Annotated in this window: 15 protein-coding genes; 12 read left to right on the top strand and 3 right to left on the bottom strand. The window is 55.4% G+C overall.

The genetic code is table 11. The features are described 5' to 3' along the window. Positions 1 to 9: 9 nt before the first annotated feature. The 6 genes from KI809_RS09680 (at position 10) to KI809_RS09655 (ending at position 3,987) form a co-directional block, all read left to right on the top strand. On the top strand, positions 10 to 651 hold the full coding sequence (locus KI809_RS09680) for a DedA family protein (protein WP_214171335.1): 642 nt from the start codon (positions 10 to 12) through the stop codon (positions 649 to 651). Beyond that, positions 651 to 1,385 (top strand): RNA methyltransferase, encoded by a 735-nt coding sequence (locus tag KI809_RS09675; protein ID WP_337833301.1) that lies wholly within the window; start codon positions 651 to 653, stop codon positions 1,383 to 1,385. The genes KI809_RS09680 and KI809_RS09675 overlap by 1 nt, the downstream gene beginning before the upstream one ends. Beyond that, complete coding sequence (locus KI809_RS09670) at positions 1,385 to 1,663, top strand: SemiSWEET family sugar transporter (RefSeq protein ID WP_214171334.1); 279 nt, start codon at positions 1,385 to 1,387, stop codon at positions 1,661 to 1,663. Before KI809_RS09675 ends, KI809_RS09670 begins: the two co-directional genes overlap by 1 nt. 34 nt (positions 1,664 to 1,697) lie before the next feature. Continuing rightward, positions 1,698 to 2,279 (top strand): LemA family protein, encoded by a 582-nt coding sequence (locus KI809_RS09665; protein ID WP_214171333.1) that lies wholly within the window; start codon positions 1,698 to 1,700, stop codon positions 2,277 to 2,279. A gap of 133 nt (positions 2,280 to 2,412) precedes the next feature. Continuing rightward, a complete protein-coding gene (locus KI809_RS09660) occupies positions 2,413 to 3,285 on the top strand; it encodes a TPM domain-containing protein (RefSeq protein ID WP_214171332.1) in 873 nt (290 codons plus the stop codon). Between the two features lie 63 nt (positions 3,286 to 3,348). After that, complete coding sequence (locus KI809_RS09655; RefSeq protein WP_214171331.1) at positions 3,349 to 3,987, top strand: TPM domain-containing protein; 639 nt, start codon at positions 3,349 to 3,351, stop codon at positions 3,985 to 3,987. Positions 3,988 to 4,005: 18 nt separating this feature from the next. Here the strand turns inward: KI809_RS09655 and KI809_RS09650 are convergent, their stop codons facing one another. From KI809_RS09650 to KI809_RS09640, 3 genes are all read right to left on the bottom strand, one after another. Further along, the gene (locus KI809_RS09650; RefSeq protein WP_435052249.1) at positions 4,006 to 4,398 is read right to left on the bottom strand and encodes an HsmA family protein; all 393 of its coding nucleotides are present in this window, start codon (positions 4,396 to 4,398) and stop codon (positions 4,006 to 4,008) included. Between the two features lie 35 nt (positions 4,399 to 4,433). After that, positions 4,434 to 5,522: an AAA family ATPase gene (locus KI809_RS09645; RefSeq protein ID WP_214171330.1), complete on the bottom strand. Its 1,089-nt coding sequence runs from the start codon at positions 5,520 to 5,522 to the stop codon at positions 4,434 to 4,436. 77 nt (positions 5,523 to 5,599) lie between these two features. Continuing rightward, the gene (locus tag KI809_RS09640) at positions 5,600 to 7,768 is read right to left on the bottom strand and encodes a lytic transglycosylase domain-containing protein (protein WP_214171329.1); all 2,169 of its coding nucleotides are present in this window, start codon (positions 7,766 to 7,768) and stop codon (positions 5,600 to 5,602) included. A gap of 216 nt (positions 7,769 to 7,984) precedes the next feature. Here KI809_RS09640 and rnr point away from each other — a divergent pair, with 216 nt between their 5' ends. From rnr to pilB, 6 genes are all read left to right on the top strand, one after another. After that, positions 7,985 to 10,282, top strand: coding sequence for a ribonuclease R (gene rnr / locus KI809_RS09635; RefSeq protein WP_214171328.1), 2,298 nt, complete (start codon positions 7,985 to 7,987; stop codon positions 10,280 to 10,282). Between the two features lie 74 nt (positions 10,283 to 10,356). Continuing rightward, a complete protein-coding gene (tatC, locus tag KI809_RS09630) occupies positions 10,357 to 11,220 on the top strand; it encodes a twin-arginine translocase subunit TatC (RefSeq protein WP_214171327.1) in 864 nt (287 codons plus the stop codon). A 21-nt stretch (positions 11,221 to 11,241) separates the two neighbouring features. After that, positions 11,242 to 12,207 (top strand): bifunctional riboflavin kinase/FAD synthetase, encoded by a 966-nt coding sequence (locus KI809_RS09625; protein WP_214171326.1) that lies wholly within the window; start codon positions 11,242 to 11,244, stop codon positions 12,205 to 12,207. Positions 12,208 to 12,209: 2 nt separating this feature from the next. Then, positions 12,210 to 13,235, top strand: a complete 1,026-nt coding sequence (locus KI809_RS09620; protein ID WP_214171325.1) for a lysylphosphatidylglycerol synthase transmembrane domain-containing protein — start codon at positions 12,210 to 12,212, stop codon at positions 13,233 to 13,235. Then, a complete protein-coding gene (locus KI809_RS09615; protein WP_246559328.1) occupies positions 13,232 to 15,097 on the top strand; it encodes a glycosyltransferase family 117 protein in 1,866 nt (621 codons plus the stop codon). The genes KI809_RS09620 and KI809_RS09615 overlap by 4 nt, the downstream gene beginning before the upstream one ends. A 252-nt stretch (positions 15,098 to 15,349) precedes the next feature. Further along, positions 15,350 to 17,059: a type IV-A pilus assembly ATPase PilB gene (pilB, locus tag KI809_RS09610; RefSeq protein WP_214171324.1), complete on the top strand. Its 1,710-nt coding sequence runs from the start codon at positions 15,350 to 15,352 to the stop codon at positions 17,057 to 17,059. The last annotated feature ends 6 nt before the right edge of the window (positions 17,060 to 17,065 follow it).

Genomic DNA, 17,065 nt, shown 5'->3' with positions numbered 1-17,065 from the left:
TGGGACGCAATGCACGAATTTCTTAAAGACTATCTTGCCATACACGGCTACTGGGTGCTGTTCATCTGGACCTTCCTGGAGGGTGAAGCCGGGCTGATCCTGGCCGGTTTCCTTGCCTTCCAGGGGTATATGAACATTGCCGGAGTCATTGTTGTTGCCTTTGGTGGGGCGTTTTGCGGGGACCAGTTCTATTTCTATCTCGGCAGGTGGCAGGGGGTAAGGCTGCTGCGGGCCTTCACCTTTATCGGTCGCAAGTTTCGCAAGGCTCTCCGGCTTATCGAGAAATACGGGACTTTTGTTGCCTTCATCTCCCGCTACACTTACGGTTTCAGGATCGTCCTGCCGATCATCCTCGGCATGACCACCTTTCCGTCTTTAAAATTCTGCTGGCTCAACATCCTGAGTGCCCTGGCCTGGTCGGTGATCTTTTCGCTTACCGGCTACCTGTTCGGCAAAGGGGCTTCGCTGGTAGTCGAAGATGTCAGCAAGTACGAACACCATCTGATGCTTATCCTGGCCGGGTTCATTGCCATTATCTGGCTGACGCATTTCATGCAGGCGTGGTGGCGGCGACGTCCGGCGCGGGCAAGGCTCAACAGGATGAAGGAAGCAGGTATCTCCCTTCGTTCCCATAGTAGAAAGGATCATTAGTGAATTACGGCGATTATCTGTCGATCGTTCTGGTCGAACCGCAGAGTCCGGGCAATGTTGGCATGGTCTGTCGGGCGATGAAGAATTTTGGCTTTTCTGACCTGCGTCTGGTTAACCCCTGTCCGCTTGATCATCCGGAGGCGCTGAAATTCGCAGTCTCTGCCAAAGGGATGCTGGAGAGCGCCCGGATCTTCGGCAGTCTTGAGGAGGCGCTTGCCGATTGCCCGCTATCGGTGGCCACTACACGCCGTCACGGCAAATACCGGCAGGAGATCTTTGCCCCGCCAGAGATTGTGGCCCGGATCAGATCGGGCATCCCGGCAAACCGGGCGGCACTGGTTTTCGGCCGCGAGGACAGCGGGTTGACCACGGATGAGGTGGCGCTCTGCCGTTGGCAGGCAACGATCCCCACCGACGAGTTCGGCTCGCTCAACCTGGCCCAGGCAGTGCTGCTGTTTTGCTACGAACTGCGCCAGGGGCTTACCACAGTGAATCCCGAAGAGGAGCGGCAACTGGCGCCACCGGCAGAGGTCGAGCCTCTCTATGCCCAGATGGAAGAAACCCTGCTGAAAATCGGTTTTCTCAAGCCTGAAAATCCGGCGCACCTGATGCGGACCTTTCGCAGGGTATTTGCGCGGGCAGGGTTGGACAGCCGCGAGGTCGCAGTGTTCCGCGGGCTTTTTTCCCAGGTGGACTGGGCCACCGGGGCGTTTACCGGCAAAAAGGGGAAGTAATGGATGTTACCGTAATCGGCGGCGTGGCTGGTTTTCTGACCAGCATGGCCGTGATCCCGCAGATGATCAAGACTTGGAAGACCCGGCATGCCCGGGATCTTTCGCTTTGGCAGCAGATCATTATCATTGCCGGTCTTGCCCTCTGGCTGGCCTATGGCCTGCTGCTCGGCGACCTACCGCTGATCCTGTCCAATTCGTTCACCCTGTTCTGCTACATTTTGTTGCTGACCATGAAAATTATTTACGACCGGGGTGACAAACAACGGATCGATGGTTAACTTAACTATGAATATTCTTAACATGGAGGAAACGATGAAAAGATTCCGTAACTATCTGCTTATCTTGGCATTACTGGCGCTCTCCGGATGCGGCTACAACACCATGCAAGCCAACGAAGAGGCGGTAACCGCGGCCTGGGGGGATGTGGAGGCGACTTACCAGCGCCGGGCAGACCTGATCCCGAACCTGGTGGAGGTGGTCAAGGGATATGCCAAACATGAGGCCGACACCTTGAAGGCAGTCACCGAGGCGCGGGCAAAGGTCGGTTCCATCCAGGCCACCAAGCAACTGGTCAACGATCCCCAGGCGCTGCAGAAGTTCCAGGCTGCCCAGGGCGAGCTGTCCGGCGCTTTATCGCGGCTGATGGTGGTGGTGGAGAGGTATCCTGACCTCAAGGCGAACCAGAATTTCCGGGATCTCCAGAGCCAGCTGGAAGGGACGGAAAACCGGATTAATGTGGCCCGCACCCGCTACAACAAGGCGGTCCAGGAGTTCAACACCAGTATCCGGACCTTTCCCAACAGCCTGACCAACTCCATGATGCTGCATCTGCAGCGGAAGGAGCCGTTTAAGGCGGAGGAGGGGGCGCAGAAGGCACCCCAAGTCAAATTCTAAGTGTTCGTGCTGAAAAGCGCCCGCCTGCGGTGTTGGCGTTGTCGTCGGCTCGTCAACGTACCTGTTGTACGCCTCCCACGCCTTCTCAACGCCGCCTAGCATACGGGCACTTTTGAGCGCGAACAGGGCAAACATGAAAAAGGGCATTCTCCTTATATTTCTGGGGTTAATTCTGTGTTCCCAGTTTGTTGCCTTTGCCGCAGCGGTCCCGGCACTGCAGGGGCGGGTGAACGACTACGCCGGGCTGCTCTCGCCGGCGGCTGTGCAGGAGGTTGATGGACTGCTTGCTGGCCTGGAGCAGAGCGACTCTACCCAGGTCGTGGTGTTGACCGTGCCTACTCTTGAAGGCGAGCCGGTGGAGAGTTTCGGGATCAAGGTTGCCGAGGCGTGGAAGATCGGCCAGAAGAGGCTGGACAACGGCGCCATCCTGCTTATTGCCAAACAGGAGCGGAAGATCAGGATCGAGGTGGGTCGGGGCCTGGAAGGGAAGCTGACCGACCTGCTGGCGGGCAGGATCATTCGTGACGAAATCGCGCCTTTCCTGAAACAGGGCGACTTCGATAGCGGGATAAAGGCTGGTGTCGCCGCGATCGCCAAGGTAGTCCGCGGTGAGTACCAGGCACAGGACAAGTCGCGCGATCTGCATCGTGTTAAGAAAGGCTTCCACCCGTCGCTGACCCTGCTGGTTTTCCTCTTGGTGGCCATCGTTTTTCTCGGTTCCATCTCTCGCTTTCTCGGCGGTCTTGCTGGTGCCGTGGGGCTGCCGCTGGCGGCATTCCTCAGTTTCTCCGGCATCGGCATCGCGATGCTGCTCGGCCTGGCAGTGGCCGGTTTTGTCCTTGGGCTCATCGTGGTGGCTATCTTTGGTAGCGGTGGCGGCGGTTTCTGGTGGGGAGGCGGCGGCTTTGGCGGTTACGGCGGAGGCGATGGCTGGGGAGGATCCGGCGGTGGTTTCTCCGGCGGCGGTGGCGATTTCGGCGGCGGCGGTGCATCTGGCGATTGGTAACCGCATTTCCGGGGAAGCAAGGGCTGCGTTCTGCCCATTGAATGATTGTCGTTGAGGTTTGACGTGAAACAGTGCAAGGCGGAAAATTTTTTCACTGCTGCGGAGCTGGAGCGGATCCGCCAGGCGGTTCATGCTGCGGAGAGCAACACCTCCGGCGAGATCGCTACCATGATCGTTGACGAGAGTGATCGCTATCCGGAGGCGGAGCTGGCAGGCTCCCTGTTCCTGGCAGCCTTTGCCGGGTTGGTCATTGCTGTTGCTACCCAGCATCTCTCTATCTGGTCTTACATCCCGCTGGTAGTCCTGCTCTATTTCCCGGCCTGTGCATTAATTAGAAAATTCACGCGACTGAAGCTCCCGTTTGCCGGAGGGAAGAGAATTGCCGAGGCGGTGCGGCTGCGGGCTGTCAGGGCGTTTTACGAAAAAGGGTTGTACCGGACCCGCCACGAAACCGGCATCCTTATCTTCATGTCGCTTGTCGAGCGCAAGGTCTGGATACTCGGCGACCGGGGGATCAACGAGCGGATCGATCCGTCATCATGGGGTGGGATGGCTGGCAGTCTGGCCCGAGGAATTGCCGAAGGCAGTGGTTGCGATGCCCTTTGCGAGGTGATAGATCGGTGTGGGGCCGAATTGTCCCGTCACTTTCCCCGACAGGCAGATGACGTCAATGAACTGAGTGATAAACTGCTGACCAGCTAAAGCCCCTATCCAAGAGGTTTACCGCTTATGCATCTTCATGATGCCCACTATCCAGCCGCTGGCAAATGCGGTTATCCAGAGAGTGTATATGGTCAGACTGACCCTGTGAAAGGTCAGGTTGATCGCTTCTGCGCGGTTGAGCAGGGTGGCGAGGAGCGCCAGCAAAAAATGGAACGCCATCCCGCCCAGTGAGAGCAAGCCACTCCAGTTGTGCCAATCAGGGGCTTTGCCGAACTGTGTGGCAAAGTGGCTCATCTGGCTGGTGCCAAGCCAGTCGCAGAAAAGGCCGATGCCGAATACTGACAGATGCTTCAGGCGCAGCCCCTGACGGCGCCCACTGAACACGGCGTAGGTATAAAAAATCAGCGCCAGAGTCATCCAGGTAATGGCGGTCTTGAGCAGCAGTGGCATCCGTAGTCAGTTCTCCTCGTTTTTGGCAGTATCCTTCAGAAAATCCGGTCGATCATCTCAAAATCGATGTCATGCTCGGCATTTGCCTGAATCCAGGCGAGTTTCTCCTGGTCTTCTGCCGTTATCTTGGAGACATCCTCGCTCAGGGCGGTAAACACATTGGCGGTTGTCTCATGGATCCTGATGTAGGGGATGTCGCTCCGGTCGAGGATCTGCTGGCTGATCATGGAGACCGGCGCATGGCCGGCAATGACGATCCCGGCAATTTTCTCCCGCCAGGCCGGGATGTTGTAGAGCGACGACAGGGTCACGATCAGTTCGTCGCGCGAACTGGTGACGATCAGCAGCGTTGATTCCAGCAGCCCGTCTACCACTTTCTGCGAGGAGGCAGCACCCAGTTGGATATGGTGGATGATCCGGTTCCTGACACCCTGGTCACCCTGCAAGGGGAGGTTGAGCAGTTTAGAGATGTGCGCCAGGGTGGGGTTGGCGAGGATCGGCGAGTAGTTGAAGCCGCCGGAGACCTCCAGTGAGTAGTCGAAGGCCCGTTTGAGGTATTTCAGGGTGGTGTCACGCTTTTCCGAGATCAGTTTGTTGGTCATGATTAACCGGACATCGGCCTGCTCCCGTTCGTACAGGGCCAGGTTGAGATGGACCGCGTCTATGACATTGCCGATGCCGCTGCCGGCAACTATCATCACCGGCGCCTTTACTAGGCTGGCAACATAGGCGTTGCTCAATCCGATGACCGCACCGACGCCGCCGTGCCCGGCACCCTCAATAATCAACAGGTCGTTTTTGCTCTCCAGTTCTGCCACTGCCCTGACAATACTATCTGCCAGTGCTCGCGCATCGATCTTGCCGTCCAGGAATTCCCTAGTGAAGCCCCGATGCAGGGGAACCGGGTTCATGAGGCTGATATCCTGTTCAAGGTTGTAGGTCCGCGCCATCAGAATGGCGTCCATGTCGAGTTTCATGTTGCTGTAGCACTCGATCTTGGGGCCGATCGGCTTGATGAAGCCGACCCGTTGGTATTTTTTCCGGGCAAGATGCATCAGCGAGATGCTCATGGTGGTTTTGCCGCAGTTCTGGCCGGTTGCCGCGATGAATATTTTCTTGGCCATAGATACTCCCCCAAAGTTTCAATATTGGAGTAACGATACCTGCCAGGCAGCAAAAATGCAAATCCAGCTGGGAATTTTCAGGGGGTAATAGCGGGTTTTGCGGGGAGCGGCAGCTTGGTGCCGTTGAGATTCATGCCGTATATCCTGGCGTAGATTGCTGCTGTAGTGATGACTTTCTTAACGTAGTCGCGGGTTTCACCATACGGAATCTGTTCGATGAATTCATCGGTGGGGAGAGTGCCGAAGCTGCGCAGCCATCGGTTTACCGTGCCGCCACCGGCATTGTAGGAGGCAATCACTGCCACGATGTTGTCGCGATACTCGGCAACAAGGTCTTTCATGTGCCGGGAGCCGTAGTTTATGTTCAGTTCCGGTTCTTTCAGCCGCTCAGCAGGAAAGCTTTTTTTCCCGGCTCCTTCAAGCATGGCTGCGGTGGCAGGCATGAGCTGCATCAAGCCAACTGCTCCGGCCGGAGAGACCGCAAAGGGGGAAAAACTGCTTTCCGCCTTGATGACTGCATACACCAGTGGGATAGGGAGTTTGTTGGCGCCGGCATGTTTGACTGCGGTTTCGCGAAACGGCAGCGGGAACTGCAGCGCCAGGGATTGTCGCAAATCCTTGGCGCTGAATCTCCCCGGATCCTTGCCCACAAGGTTGTAGGCGCCGTTAAAGTCGTCCATTTCGAGATACAATCTGGCGATGCCCAGCAGCTTAGTGGTATCGCTGGTTTTGCTCTTTAACGTTGCCAGTTCTTTTCTAGCCTCATCAAACAGCCCGAACGTGATCAACGCCTTGACCCGATCATTGTTGGCCGGCAACGGCAGGTTGTCGAGGGTATCGCCGCTGATGCGCGCCAACCTGGGGTTGTCAAGGGAGCCGGTATTATTGCCATCTTCAGCAGGAAGCTTGGCAAGAGAGTAGTAGCTTAAGGGGAAGTCGCGCTGCAGCGAGGAGTAGGCTGTTTCAGCCCCCTTGGCATCGCCGGAAGCTGCTTTGACCCGGGCAAGCCAGTAGAGGGCGCGGTCACGGTTGGTGTCGCATTCGGCGAGCTTGCTGAAATAGTATCCGGCCGTCGATAACTCACCAGCTTTGTAGCCGCTCCAACCTGCCTCCCACCATACCTGCTTCTTGAGGCTCGAATCCGGATATTCCTTGAGCAACCGCTGGCTAAGGGCAAGGACTTCGGTCCATTGTTGGTCAGATTTTTTGATCAGCGCCGCTTCGAGCAAGGCGTTGTCCGCTTCATTGGCTTTGGGCCAGTTATCTGCAACCTGAAGAAAGGTTTTGACCGCCTCTGCGTGCTGTTCGCTTTTGTCGCGGCATCTGGCGATCCAGTAGGTGGCCTCCGCCAGATGTGCCGGATCCTTGGTTGTCGAGGCTACTTTGGCGAAAATGGGCAAGGCGTCCTGGTAGTTACGGCTGCGATATACGGCCTGCCCCTGTTTCAGGTCGAGGCGATCGATGAAGTTCCTGCTCTGTCCATCGCGAGGCACCGCTTTGAAGGCGACCGCAGCCTGGGAGAATTTCTTCTGGTCGAACAGGGCCGAGGCCCGGCGGCATAGCTCTTCCGGCGTATAAGTATCAGGTGGGTATCCGGCTGCCCCTAGTCGTTTCAGGTCATCGGCCGCAGCTGCGGCTTGTGACGATGCCGGGTTGGTCAACCACAGATTGCGCAGAATCTTGACGGCGGTTGTCGGTTCGCCAAGCGCTTCGCGGCTCAGGGCGATGCGATACTGGGCATTGAGCGAGTCACTGCCGGACGGGTAGATCTCAATAAATTTCTGATATGCTGAGATCGCGGCCTTGAGGTTTTGCTGGGCGTAATAAATATCTGCAGCCAGGATCAGCGCCGGCCGCTTCATAGGGGTATCGGGGTATTGTTTCTGCAGCTCTAACAGAGGAAGAAGGGCTTCGTCATATTTCTTCAGGGCGTTCAGCGACTGGGCCTGGTAATAAAGGGCATAGTCGCCGAGGATTGCCAAACTCTTGGCTGCTGCCTGAAGGTTGTTGCTCGCCTCCTGCCACTCCTTGGCCCGGTAGGAAGCCATGCCGGCTATGAAGTCTCTGGCGCCTCCAGCGGGAGCTGTCTTGGCAAGCTGCAAGGCTCCGGTATAATCCTTAGAGCGGAGCAGGTTGGCTGCAGCAGAGAGGGCGTCGCCCTGAAGAGGGAACAGCTGGCTCTTCATTCCGGATGCCGGAACAGAGATGAGCAACAGTATTGCAACAATGGTTATTAAACGGAACACGAGGGAGCATCCAAATGATAGGTATTATGAGGGTCGCATCTTGATGATGACCGAGCCACCAAGACGGCATAGTAGCCATACGGGATTGCAAATGCAAAAGGTTTTTTCGAGGCTGTTTGACAGTGCTGGGATTGTAAGGCATATTCTGCGTGCCGAAATCGGCGATGAATTGGTGGGTTGCAGTAACTTGAGACCGGCAATGATGAGGGAAACGCTATGAAACCAGATAGAGAAGGGGTGCTTCAGGCCATTCGCGAAAACGGAGGATCGATGGGGTATCGCGATCTTGCGTCTCTTTTTGACATTGATCGACTGAGAAAAAAGGGTTTTGCCGCAGTTCTCGACCGTATGGTGGCGTCCGGCGAGCTAGTAGTGCTTGGTGGTCAGCGGTATTCGCTGGCAGATGGTGAGGGGACTGTCACAGGGAAACTTGCCATGCACCGCGATGGTTATGGTTTCGTAACCCCTGACGTGGGAGGGTCTGACATATTTGTCCCGGCACGTGGACTGAGGGGCAACCTCCATGGCGATATTGTCGAGGTCGCTGTTGTGGCGCAGCCAGGTGGCAAACGCGAGGGGCGTGTTTTGAAGACCATCGAGCGTGGGCTGAAACGTATTATTGGCCGCTATGAACTGCTTCGTGGCTTTGGTCGGGTGATGAGCGATGATCCCAGGGTATCCCAGGAGGTGATCATCCCGGCCAAACATGCGGCCAATGCCGTGAATGGCCAGGTGGTTGTGGCAGAGATCACTGCGTACCCATTAGAGCGGAAACCGGCTATGGGGCGGATTGTGGAGGTACTCGGCTGGCCCGATGATCCTGATGTCGAGGTCCAAACCGTTATTCGCAAATATGAACTGCCGAACAAGTTTGACAAGGCAACGCTAAGTGAGGCCCGCAGTGTCGGGGTGATCGCTGAGGCGGACCTGGCCGGCCGGACCGATCTGCGCGGATTGACCATTGTGACTATCGACGGCGAGACCGCCCGTGACTTCGACGATGCCGTGTCGGTCCGCAGGGAGGCGGACGGCAAGGTTCGGCTTTGGGTATCCATTGCCGATGTCTCCCACTATGTTCGTCCCGGTTCTCTTCTCGACCGTGAGGCCTATCTGAGGGGTACCTCGGTCTATTTCCCGGACCGCTGTCTGCCGATGCTCCCTGAGACTCTCTCCAACGGCATCTGCTCGCTTAATCCGCAAGAAGACCGCCTGACGCTGACCGCGGAGATGGTGTTCGACAAGGGTGGCAACCGGGTTGACCAGGCTTTTTACCAGAGCGTGATCAGGAGTGCGGCCCGTCTTACCTATACCCAGGTTGCCGAGGTGCTGGAAGAGCAGAAGCCGGAAACGGTTAAGGCGCTGGCTGCAGTTGTTGACGATCTGAAACTGATGGAGGAGCTGGCGCGTCGCCTGATGGAGCTGCGTCGCACCAGGGGTAGCCTGGATTTCGATCTGCCCGAGCCGGAGATCATTATCGATATTACCACCGGCACCACGGTGTCCATTGCCCGTTCGACCAGGAACATCGCCCATCGTTTGATTGAAGAGTTCATGCTGGCAGCCAATGAGGCTGTTGCCGGACATCTGGAGCAATCCGGCATCCCTTCGCTTTACCGGGTGCATGAACCCCCGGTCCCGGAAAAGATCCAAGCGTTTTCAGAACTGGCCGCCGGATTCGGCCACCACCTGGTTACCGAAGAGGGGCGAGTAACCGGCAGCGAGCTGCAGCGTCTTCTGGATGGGGCGATTGGCAAGCCGGAAGAGTTGATGCTCAACCGGGTGCTGTTGCGGAGCATGAAGCAGGCGCGCTATGCTGCGGAAAACCTCGGTCATTTCGGCCTGGCCGCCAAGACGTATACCCATTTTACCTCACCGATTCGCCGCTACCCTGATCTGGTGGTACACCGGATACTCAAGCTCAAGCTGGCTGGAAACATTGCAGAATCCACAAGAGAAGAGCTGGAGAACACTCTCCCTGAGACCGGGATTCATACCAGCAAGCGGGAACGGGTGGCGATGGAGGCTGAGCGCGAGCTGGTGGAACTCAAGCGGTTACAGTTCATGAAGCAAAAGGTTGGTGAAGAATTCGAAGGGTTCATCATCGGGGTAACGACCAGCGGCTTTTTTGTTGAACTGAACGAGTTTTTCGTGGAGGGGATGGTTCCAGTCACCGGACTGAAAGACGACTACTATATCCATGCCGAGAAACAGCATGCACTGGTTGGGGCCAATACCCGCAGGATGTTCCGGATCGGCGACCGGGTTAAGGTGCTGGTAGCTGCGGTCAGCCTGGAACAGCGGCAGATCGAGTTCGCTCTGCTTGACCATATCCCGCTGCAACAGACTGATGCCGGCTGGGAGCTGGACCTGCCGAAACCGAAGCGAGTTGCTGGCAAGTGGCCGGATGCCCGGCGCGGCAGGGAGGGTGGCAGACCGACCGATAAAAAAGCTGGGAAGAAGACTGGTAACAAGAAGATGGCTGGTAACCGCAAAGGGCGCGGCAAGCGGCGTTGAAAACGGGTTGCACCTTGAGCTGCTGCTGTGCTACTTTGCATTGGTTTTACTAAATATTTCTGTGGAGCAGATACATGGAGAACGAAAAGGGGAACGACAAGGTTCTTTCGCTGATAGAGCATCTGGTGGAGCTGCGTCGCAGGTTGATCGTAATTGTGTTTGCCGTTGTTATTGGCATGGGGGTGGCCTGGAACTTTTCCGGTCCGGTTCTTACTTTTATCGAGAAGCCTTTGACCGGCAAGACTTATCTGACTGAAGTCAAGAAATCGGCCTATCTCAAGGTAAAAGAACATTTTCCGTCACTATATACTCGATATCAGCTCGACAAAGAATTCACGGTAGCTCCCAAGGACAGGCGCCTCAACTACAGTGCTCCTCTGGAGCCGTTTTTCGTGCAGTGCAAAATTTCGGCAATTGCCGGCCTGATACTGGTTCTGCCGGTGGTGTTTTTCCAGATATGGCTTTTTGTCGCGCCGGGGCTGACGATAAAGGAAAAACGGATGGTCTTGCCATTCATCAGCGTCAGTACCCTCAGCTTTTGTGTCGGTGCGCTTTTTTTTCTGCTGATCATCTGGCCGGTTATTATCAACTTTTCGCTCTCCTATGAGGCCGAGGGGCTGCAGAGCTGGTTCAATCTCAGTTCCTATGTCAACTTCTGCCTGCGGTTGATCCTGATGTTCGGTCTTATTTTCGAACTCCCGATCCTGATGCTGCTCCTAGGACGTTTTGGTATCGTCACCTATCCGTTCCTGGCCCGCAACCGCAAGTATGCATTGCTGGCCAGTTCCATCATTGCCGCCTTCCACGCCGACCTGATCACCATGTTTGTCATCATGGTGCCACTTTATTTGATGTATGAGATCAGCATCTGGGTTGTCTGGCTTTTCGGTAAGAAACGACCGGTTCCGGAGACCTCGGAACTGGCTCCAATAGATTGATTGCAAGGGAGAGAAGGGTGTATGGAGATTTATCGCTCCCTTGAAGAGATCCCCGCGTCACTGGGTACGAGCGTTGTAACCATTGGCAATTTTGATGGCGTGCATCTCGGCCACCGGGAAATATTTCGCACGGTCCGTACTGCGGCGGAACGAGAGGGGGCGGTTTCGGTTGTCGTCACCTTTGTGCCGCATCCGCTAAAGGTTATTCCCAACCCGAAGAAGCATCTCAAGCTGATCAATACCTATGCGGAAAAGGAAAACCTGATAGCAGCGTCCGGCATTGACTGCCTGCTGACCATTCCCTTTGAGGACTCATTCGCTGCGTTGACGGCGCGGCAGTTTGTCGAGGATGTTCTCGTCAAGCGACTTAAAGTAACGCTTCTTGTGATCGGTTATGATTATTCGTTTGGCCGCAACCGGCAGGGAAATGTCTCTACTTTGGTGGAGATGGGGAAAGAGTTCGGTTTTAAGGTCCAGGTGCTTGAGCCGATAGGGCATGAAGGAATGATCTACAGCAGCAGCCAGGTGAGACGGCTTATTCAGGATGGAGACGTTGTTGGTGTGGTGCCGTTGCTTGGGCGTCAGTTCTCTCTTGGCGGGGTTGTGGTGGCCGGACATCGCCGGGGAGCAGGTCTTGGTTTTCCCACAGCCAACATCAGAACTGAGAAGGAACTCATCCCTGCGAGCGGCGTCTATGCCGTCAAGGTTAAGATAGATGAAGCGTTGTATGATGGCGCCTGCAACATCGGCAACAACCCGACCTTCGGCAACGACGAGACATCCATCGAGGTGTTTCTCTTTGATTTTGCCGGTGATCTCTACGACAGGGAGCTGCGTATTTATTTCATTGCAAAGATCCGTGACGAACGTAAATTCGCAGGGGTAGACGAGCTCAAGCACGCGATTACTGCTGATGTTGCCCAGTGCCGGAAGATTCTGGGCGCAACGTCGGTGATCGAATACCGGGAGTACTTGGAGAGGGTCTGATTTTGGGAAAACAGGGTGTAGATTATAAATTCTGGGTCGGTATCGGCATCAGTGCCCTCTGCATGGGGTTGCTGTTCACCAAGATTGACCCTCATAAGGTTGCTGCGGCGTTCCGCGAGATGGATTGGCGCTATCTGGTGCCCGCGGTTATTGCCACCTTCATCAGTTTCTTCGGCAGGGCGGTACGCTGGCACTTCCTGGTGCTCCCCCTTAAAAAAGTGCCGCTCGGCTCGCTGTATCCGGCGACCATCATCGGCTATATGGCCAATAACCTTCTTCCCGCAAGGCTGGGGGAGTTTGTTAGGGCATACGTTCTTGCCCGCAAGGAGGGGATTGATACCAGCGCGGTCTTTGCGACCCTGGTTGTCGACCGGCTCTGCGACGGGTTCACCGTGCTGTTGATGCTCCTTTTTACCTTCTTCACCCTGCACCTTCCTCCAGGAATGGAGACGGTCCAGCAGCGGATGGTTGCCGGAGGGTATATTACCCTGACCCTTTACTGCGGGGTGATTGCGTTTCTGGTGCTGCTGAAACGACGGACCTCCTGGACCCTAAGTCTCGTGGGGAAACTGCTGCGCCCTTTTCCGGCGGTCTTCTCAGAAAAGCTGATACCGCTCCTCGGATCGTTCATAGGGGGGATCCGCCTGTCAACGGCGCCACGGGAGCTTGCTGCGGTTATCGCCAGCTCTCTCTTCATCTGGGCGTTCGCCGCCTGGCCGGTTGACCTACTGCTCCGCTCATTTGGCATCGTGCTGCCGTTCACCGGCTCGCTCTTTATTCTTATCTTCCTGGTGTTCGGGGTCATGGTCCCCGCCTCTCCAGGTTATGTCGGCACCTATCACATCGCTTGCGTTACGGCCCTGGCGGCTTTCAACATCCCTTCCGAAAAAGCGCTGTCCGTAGCACTGGTAATCCATGGGGTAAGCTTTTTCCCGGTTATTATCGCCGGCGCCTATCATATGTGGCGTGAAAAGATCTCGTTTTCATCAATCAGGACGACCTCGCCTGAAAAGGAGCTACAATCTTGAAAGCCGACCGACTCTTCTTTAGGCTGGACCACTGCGCGCTGCTTTCGTTCCTGGTTCCGCTGAGCATTTATCTCATGACCCTTGCGCCGTCCGTCACTTTTTTCGATAGCGGCGAGTTCATGACCGCCATTTACTCGCTGGGGTCTGCCCATTCCCCCGGATACCCTTTTTTCATCAATTATGCAAAGCCGTTCACCTTCCTCCCTTTCGGGAGCATCGCCTTCCGAGTCAACATTGCTACCGCGGTTTCCGCTGCTGCTGCATGTTATGCCGTGTACCTGCTGGTTACCTATATCCTTGCCAACGAGCGTCTTTCAGTAGATAGCAAGTTTTCGGCCTTGTATATCCGCCTTGTCGGCTTGGCTGCGGCACTTTCGTTTGCCTTTACCCCACGTCTCTGGTTGCAGTCGAACCATGATAAGCCGTATCCGATCATTTCCTTTATTGCAGCGGTGGTATTTTTCCTGGTGCTCAGGTGGCGGGAGAGCTATCGGCAAGGGGACGAACGCCCGGCCTATATCTACCTGGGGGCATTTCTGTGTGGGCTCGGATTTGGTGCGCACCAGACCATGGTCTTGATGGTGCCGGTATATGCCTTCATGATTGTTGCCACTGATTGGCGAATCATAAGCCGTATTAAGGAGATGGTTCTCGCAGTGGCTTTTGCCACGCTCGGTTTTGCCGTCCATCTCCATATTCCTGTCCGGGCAACCCGGAATCCGCTGCTGAACTGGGGTGATGCCAAGACCCTTGACCAATTTCTCTGGCATTTCCTGCGTAAAGGGTATCCGGTGGAAAAGCCGGTGCGCGATTTCAATCTGTTCTGGCAACAGGTCAACGCCTTTAATGTCCCGTATGAATATACCTGGATCGGTCTTGTCCTGCTTGTCATCGGTTGCTTGCTGTTCCTGCGCAAGTTTCTTCACGGCATCATGGCTTATATCGTCGGAATTCTCTCCTTTATTGCGGTAATCGTCGGTTATTTCAACACGCCCGAGGATCTGATCTTTCTGACAGAGGAGTTTTTCACGCCGTTGTACCTGCTATCGGCGGTTTTCATTGGGCTCGGGATGTTTATGCTGCTCAAGCTGTTTCTGTTTATCCTCCCTTTTCTGCGTCGTCCGGCGCTCCCGGCTGCCGGTGCCATTGCCGGGTTGCTGATGGCGCTGCCGTTTACCATCTGTTCCCTCAATTATGTGGTGAACGACCAGCATTTGAACTACATAGCCAACGACTACGCTAGTAACTCCCTGCGTACTCTTCCCCAGGGGGCTATTCTTTACACCTGGGGAGACAGCGGCGCCTTTCCCCTCTGGTACCTGCAGGGGGTGGAAAGGATGCGCGAGGATGTTGATTTGTTACATACACCCCATCTTGTTTTTGATTGGTATCTGGATGGGTTCCCGAAGTTGTTTAAAAACAGTGTGCTCCGGGCGATTCCTTTGGAAACCCAAGCCCCTGAGAATGTGCTCAAAATGGCCATATCCGAACAGATCGGCAAGCGACCGGTGTTTGTGGATTTTTCCACACGGTTCTCAATCCCGTTCGAATCATTTGCGCTCCTGCAGAAAGGGGTTTGTTACCAGCTCAAGTATCAGGAGGGTGGGGGCAGCGGCGTACCTGACCCGTCGATATGGGACCTTTACAGCCTGAGGGGGATGAGCGGCGACATGTTCTTCCGCGATCTTGACACCGGCAAGGCGATTCTCATTTACGCTAACAGCCACATTGAGGCCGGAGAGGCGTTGATCCGTTTCGGTAATTTCAACGAAGCCAGAAAGCAGTTGATGATGGCCGAGCAGATTGCCCCTGAAACAAAGCGACAGGTCGATCAAATACGCTCCAGCTACGGACTCAGGTAATGATCATCCGCAGCACCTCATAAATTCCGTTACTGCGTCGCCTTGACAACATGAAGCCTTGATTTACTATGTTACATTGATAACAATCTTCATGATAAAGCCATGAGCAACTCACGGAAATTAACAGTAGCGTGAATAGCGCCATAAGCAAGGGCTGAGAAACCGGAGAGGTGAGCTTCAGTTCTCTCCTTGCGATAGGCTAGTTAGAGCTTAGTTGAGGGCTATTTACAAAGCTGTCATTTGAGGTTTTCTATGCAGTCAAGCAGGCTCGGTGATCTCCTTGTTCGCAACAATCTAATCACCAGGGAACAGCTTTCCGCGGCTCTCGAGGAGCAGAAGCAGGCCGGAAGCCAGGTGCGACTCGGCACGATCCTGATCCGCAACAGTATTATCACCGAGGAAGACCTCGTGTCTTTCCTTTCCAAGCAGTATGGCGTTCCTTCAATCAGCCTTTCCGAAGTAGAAATCGATCCCGCAGTGATAAAAACCGTACCGGTCGACGTTGCCCAGAAATACCAGGTAGTACCTGTGAACCGGGCCGGTGGCACCCTTATTGTCGCAATGAGCGACCCATCCAATATCTTCGCGGTTGATGACATCCGCTTCATGACCGGATTCAGCATTGAAGTCGTTGTTGCGCCTGAATCTGCAATCAAGAGCGCGATTGACAAGTATTACGACCAGTCGGCCTCGCTGGCCGATGTCATGAGCGATATCGAGGGGCTTGAAGATCTGGAGGTGGTGGGGGACGAGGAAGATGTTGATATTTCCTCCCTGGAGCGGGCCACTGAGGATGCGCCTGTTGTAAAACTGGTGAACCTGATACTGACCGACGCCATCAAGAAAAAGGCCAGCGATATTCACATTGAACCGTACGAGAGGACCTTTCGCGTCCGATACCGGATTGACGGTGTCCTGTACGAGGCGATGAAGCCGCCGATGAAGCTGAAAAATGCCATAACCTCGCGCATCAAGATCATGTCGGAACTGGATATTGCCGAGCGGCGACTGCCTCAGGACGGCAGGATCAAGATCAAGCTCGGCGGCGGCAAGGATATGGATTTCCGGGTCTCGGTACTGCCGACGCTTTTCGGCGAAAAGATTGTTCTCCGCTTGCTCGACAAATCCAACCTGCAGCTCGACATGACCAAACTTGGCTATGAAACGGATGCGCTTGCCCATTTTCAGGCCGAGATCCACAAGCCGTTCGGCATGGTGCTTGTCACCGGACCGACCGGCAGCGGCAAGACAGTATCGCTCTACTCGGCTTTGTCCGAGCTGAACAAGGTAACGGAAAATATTTCCACTGCCGAAGATCCGGTTGAGTTCAATTTTGCCGGGATCAACCAGGTGCAGATGCATGAGGATATTGGCCTCACCTTTGCTGCGGCGCTGCGCGCCTTTCTGCGCCAGGATCCTGATATCATCATGATTGGTGAGATCCGGGACTTCGAGACTGCCGAAATTGCCGTTAAAGCCGCACTTACCGGCCATATGGTGCTCTCCACTCTGCATACCAACGATGCTCCGGCTACCATCAATCGTCTCCTCAACATGGGGATTGAGCCGTTTCTGGTTGCCTCTGCCGTCAACCTGATCACTGCCCAGCGTCTGGCGCGACGCGTGTGCTCAGAATGCAAGGTGGTTGAGGAGGTTCCGGTCAAGGCGCTTATCGCTGCCGGTGTGCCGAAGGAAGAGGCTGAGGAGTTCGTCTGCTACCACGGCACTGGCTGTCCCAAGTGCAATGGCACCGGATTCAAGGGACGTGTCGGTTTTTACCAAGTGATGCCGATGCTTGAGGAGATCAGGGAATTGATCCTCAACGGCGCCAATACTGCCGAAATCAAGCGCGAGTCGATGAGGCTGGGTATCAAGACCATGAGGCAGTCCGGCCTGACAAAGCTCAAGGAAGGCGTGACATCTTTTGAAGAGGTGCTGCGGGTAACCGTAGCTGACGATTAGAAGGGG

It is taken from the genome of Geoanaerobacter pelophilus, assembly GCF_018476885.1.
Classification (GTDB): Bacteria; Desulfobacterota; Desulfuromonadia; order Geobacterales; family DSM-12255; genus Geoanaerobacter; species Geoanaerobacter pelophilus.
The sequence above is the reverse complement of the archived record's forward strand: the minus strand, read 5'-3'. Positions and strand labels throughout refer to the sequence as shown.

What these genes read in the sequence shown, in the direction of transcription:
- KI809_RS09680 (WP_214171335.1), top strand. Translation starts at nt 10, where the DNA reads ATGCACGAATTTCTTAAAGACTATCTTGCCATACACGGCTACTGGGTG.
- KI809_RS09670 (WP_214171334.1), top strand. Translation starts at nt 1,385, where the DNA reads ATGGATGTTACCGTAATCGGCGGCGTGGCTGGTTTTCTGACCAGCATG.
- KI809_RS09665 (WP_214171333.1), top strand. Translation starts at nt 1,698, where the DNA reads ATGAAAAGATTCCGTAACTATCTGCTTATCTTGGCATTACTGGCGCTC.
- KI809_RS09660 (WP_214171332.1), top strand. Translation starts at nt 2,413, where the DNA reads ATGAAAAAGGGCATTCTCCTTATATTTCTGGGGTTAATTCTGTGTTCC.
- KI809_RS09650 (WP_435052249.1), bottom strand. Translation starts at nt 4,398, where the DNA reads ATGCCACTGCTGCTCAAGACCGCCATTACCTGGATGACTCTGGCGCTG.
- KI809_RS09645 (WP_214171330.1), bottom strand. Translation starts at nt 5,522, where the DNA reads ATGGCCAAGAAAATATTCATCGCGGCAACCGGCCAGAACTGCGGCAAA.
- rnr (WP_214171328.1), top strand. Translation starts at nt 7,985, where the DNA reads ATGAAACCAGATAGAGAAGGGGTGCTTCAGGCCATTCGCGAAAACGGA.
- tatC (WP_214171327.1), top strand. Translation starts at nt 10,357, where the DNA reads ATGGAGAACGAAAAGGGGAACGACAAGGTTCTTTCGCTGATAGAGCAT.
- KI809_RS09625 (WP_214171326.1), top strand. Translation starts at nt 11,242, where the DNA reads ATGGAGATTTATCGCTCCCTTGAAGAGATCCCCGCGTCACTGGGTACG.
- pilB (WP_214171324.1), top strand. Translation starts at nt 15,350, where the DNA reads ATGCAGTCAAGCAGGCTCGGTGATCTCCTTGTTCGCAACAATCTAATC.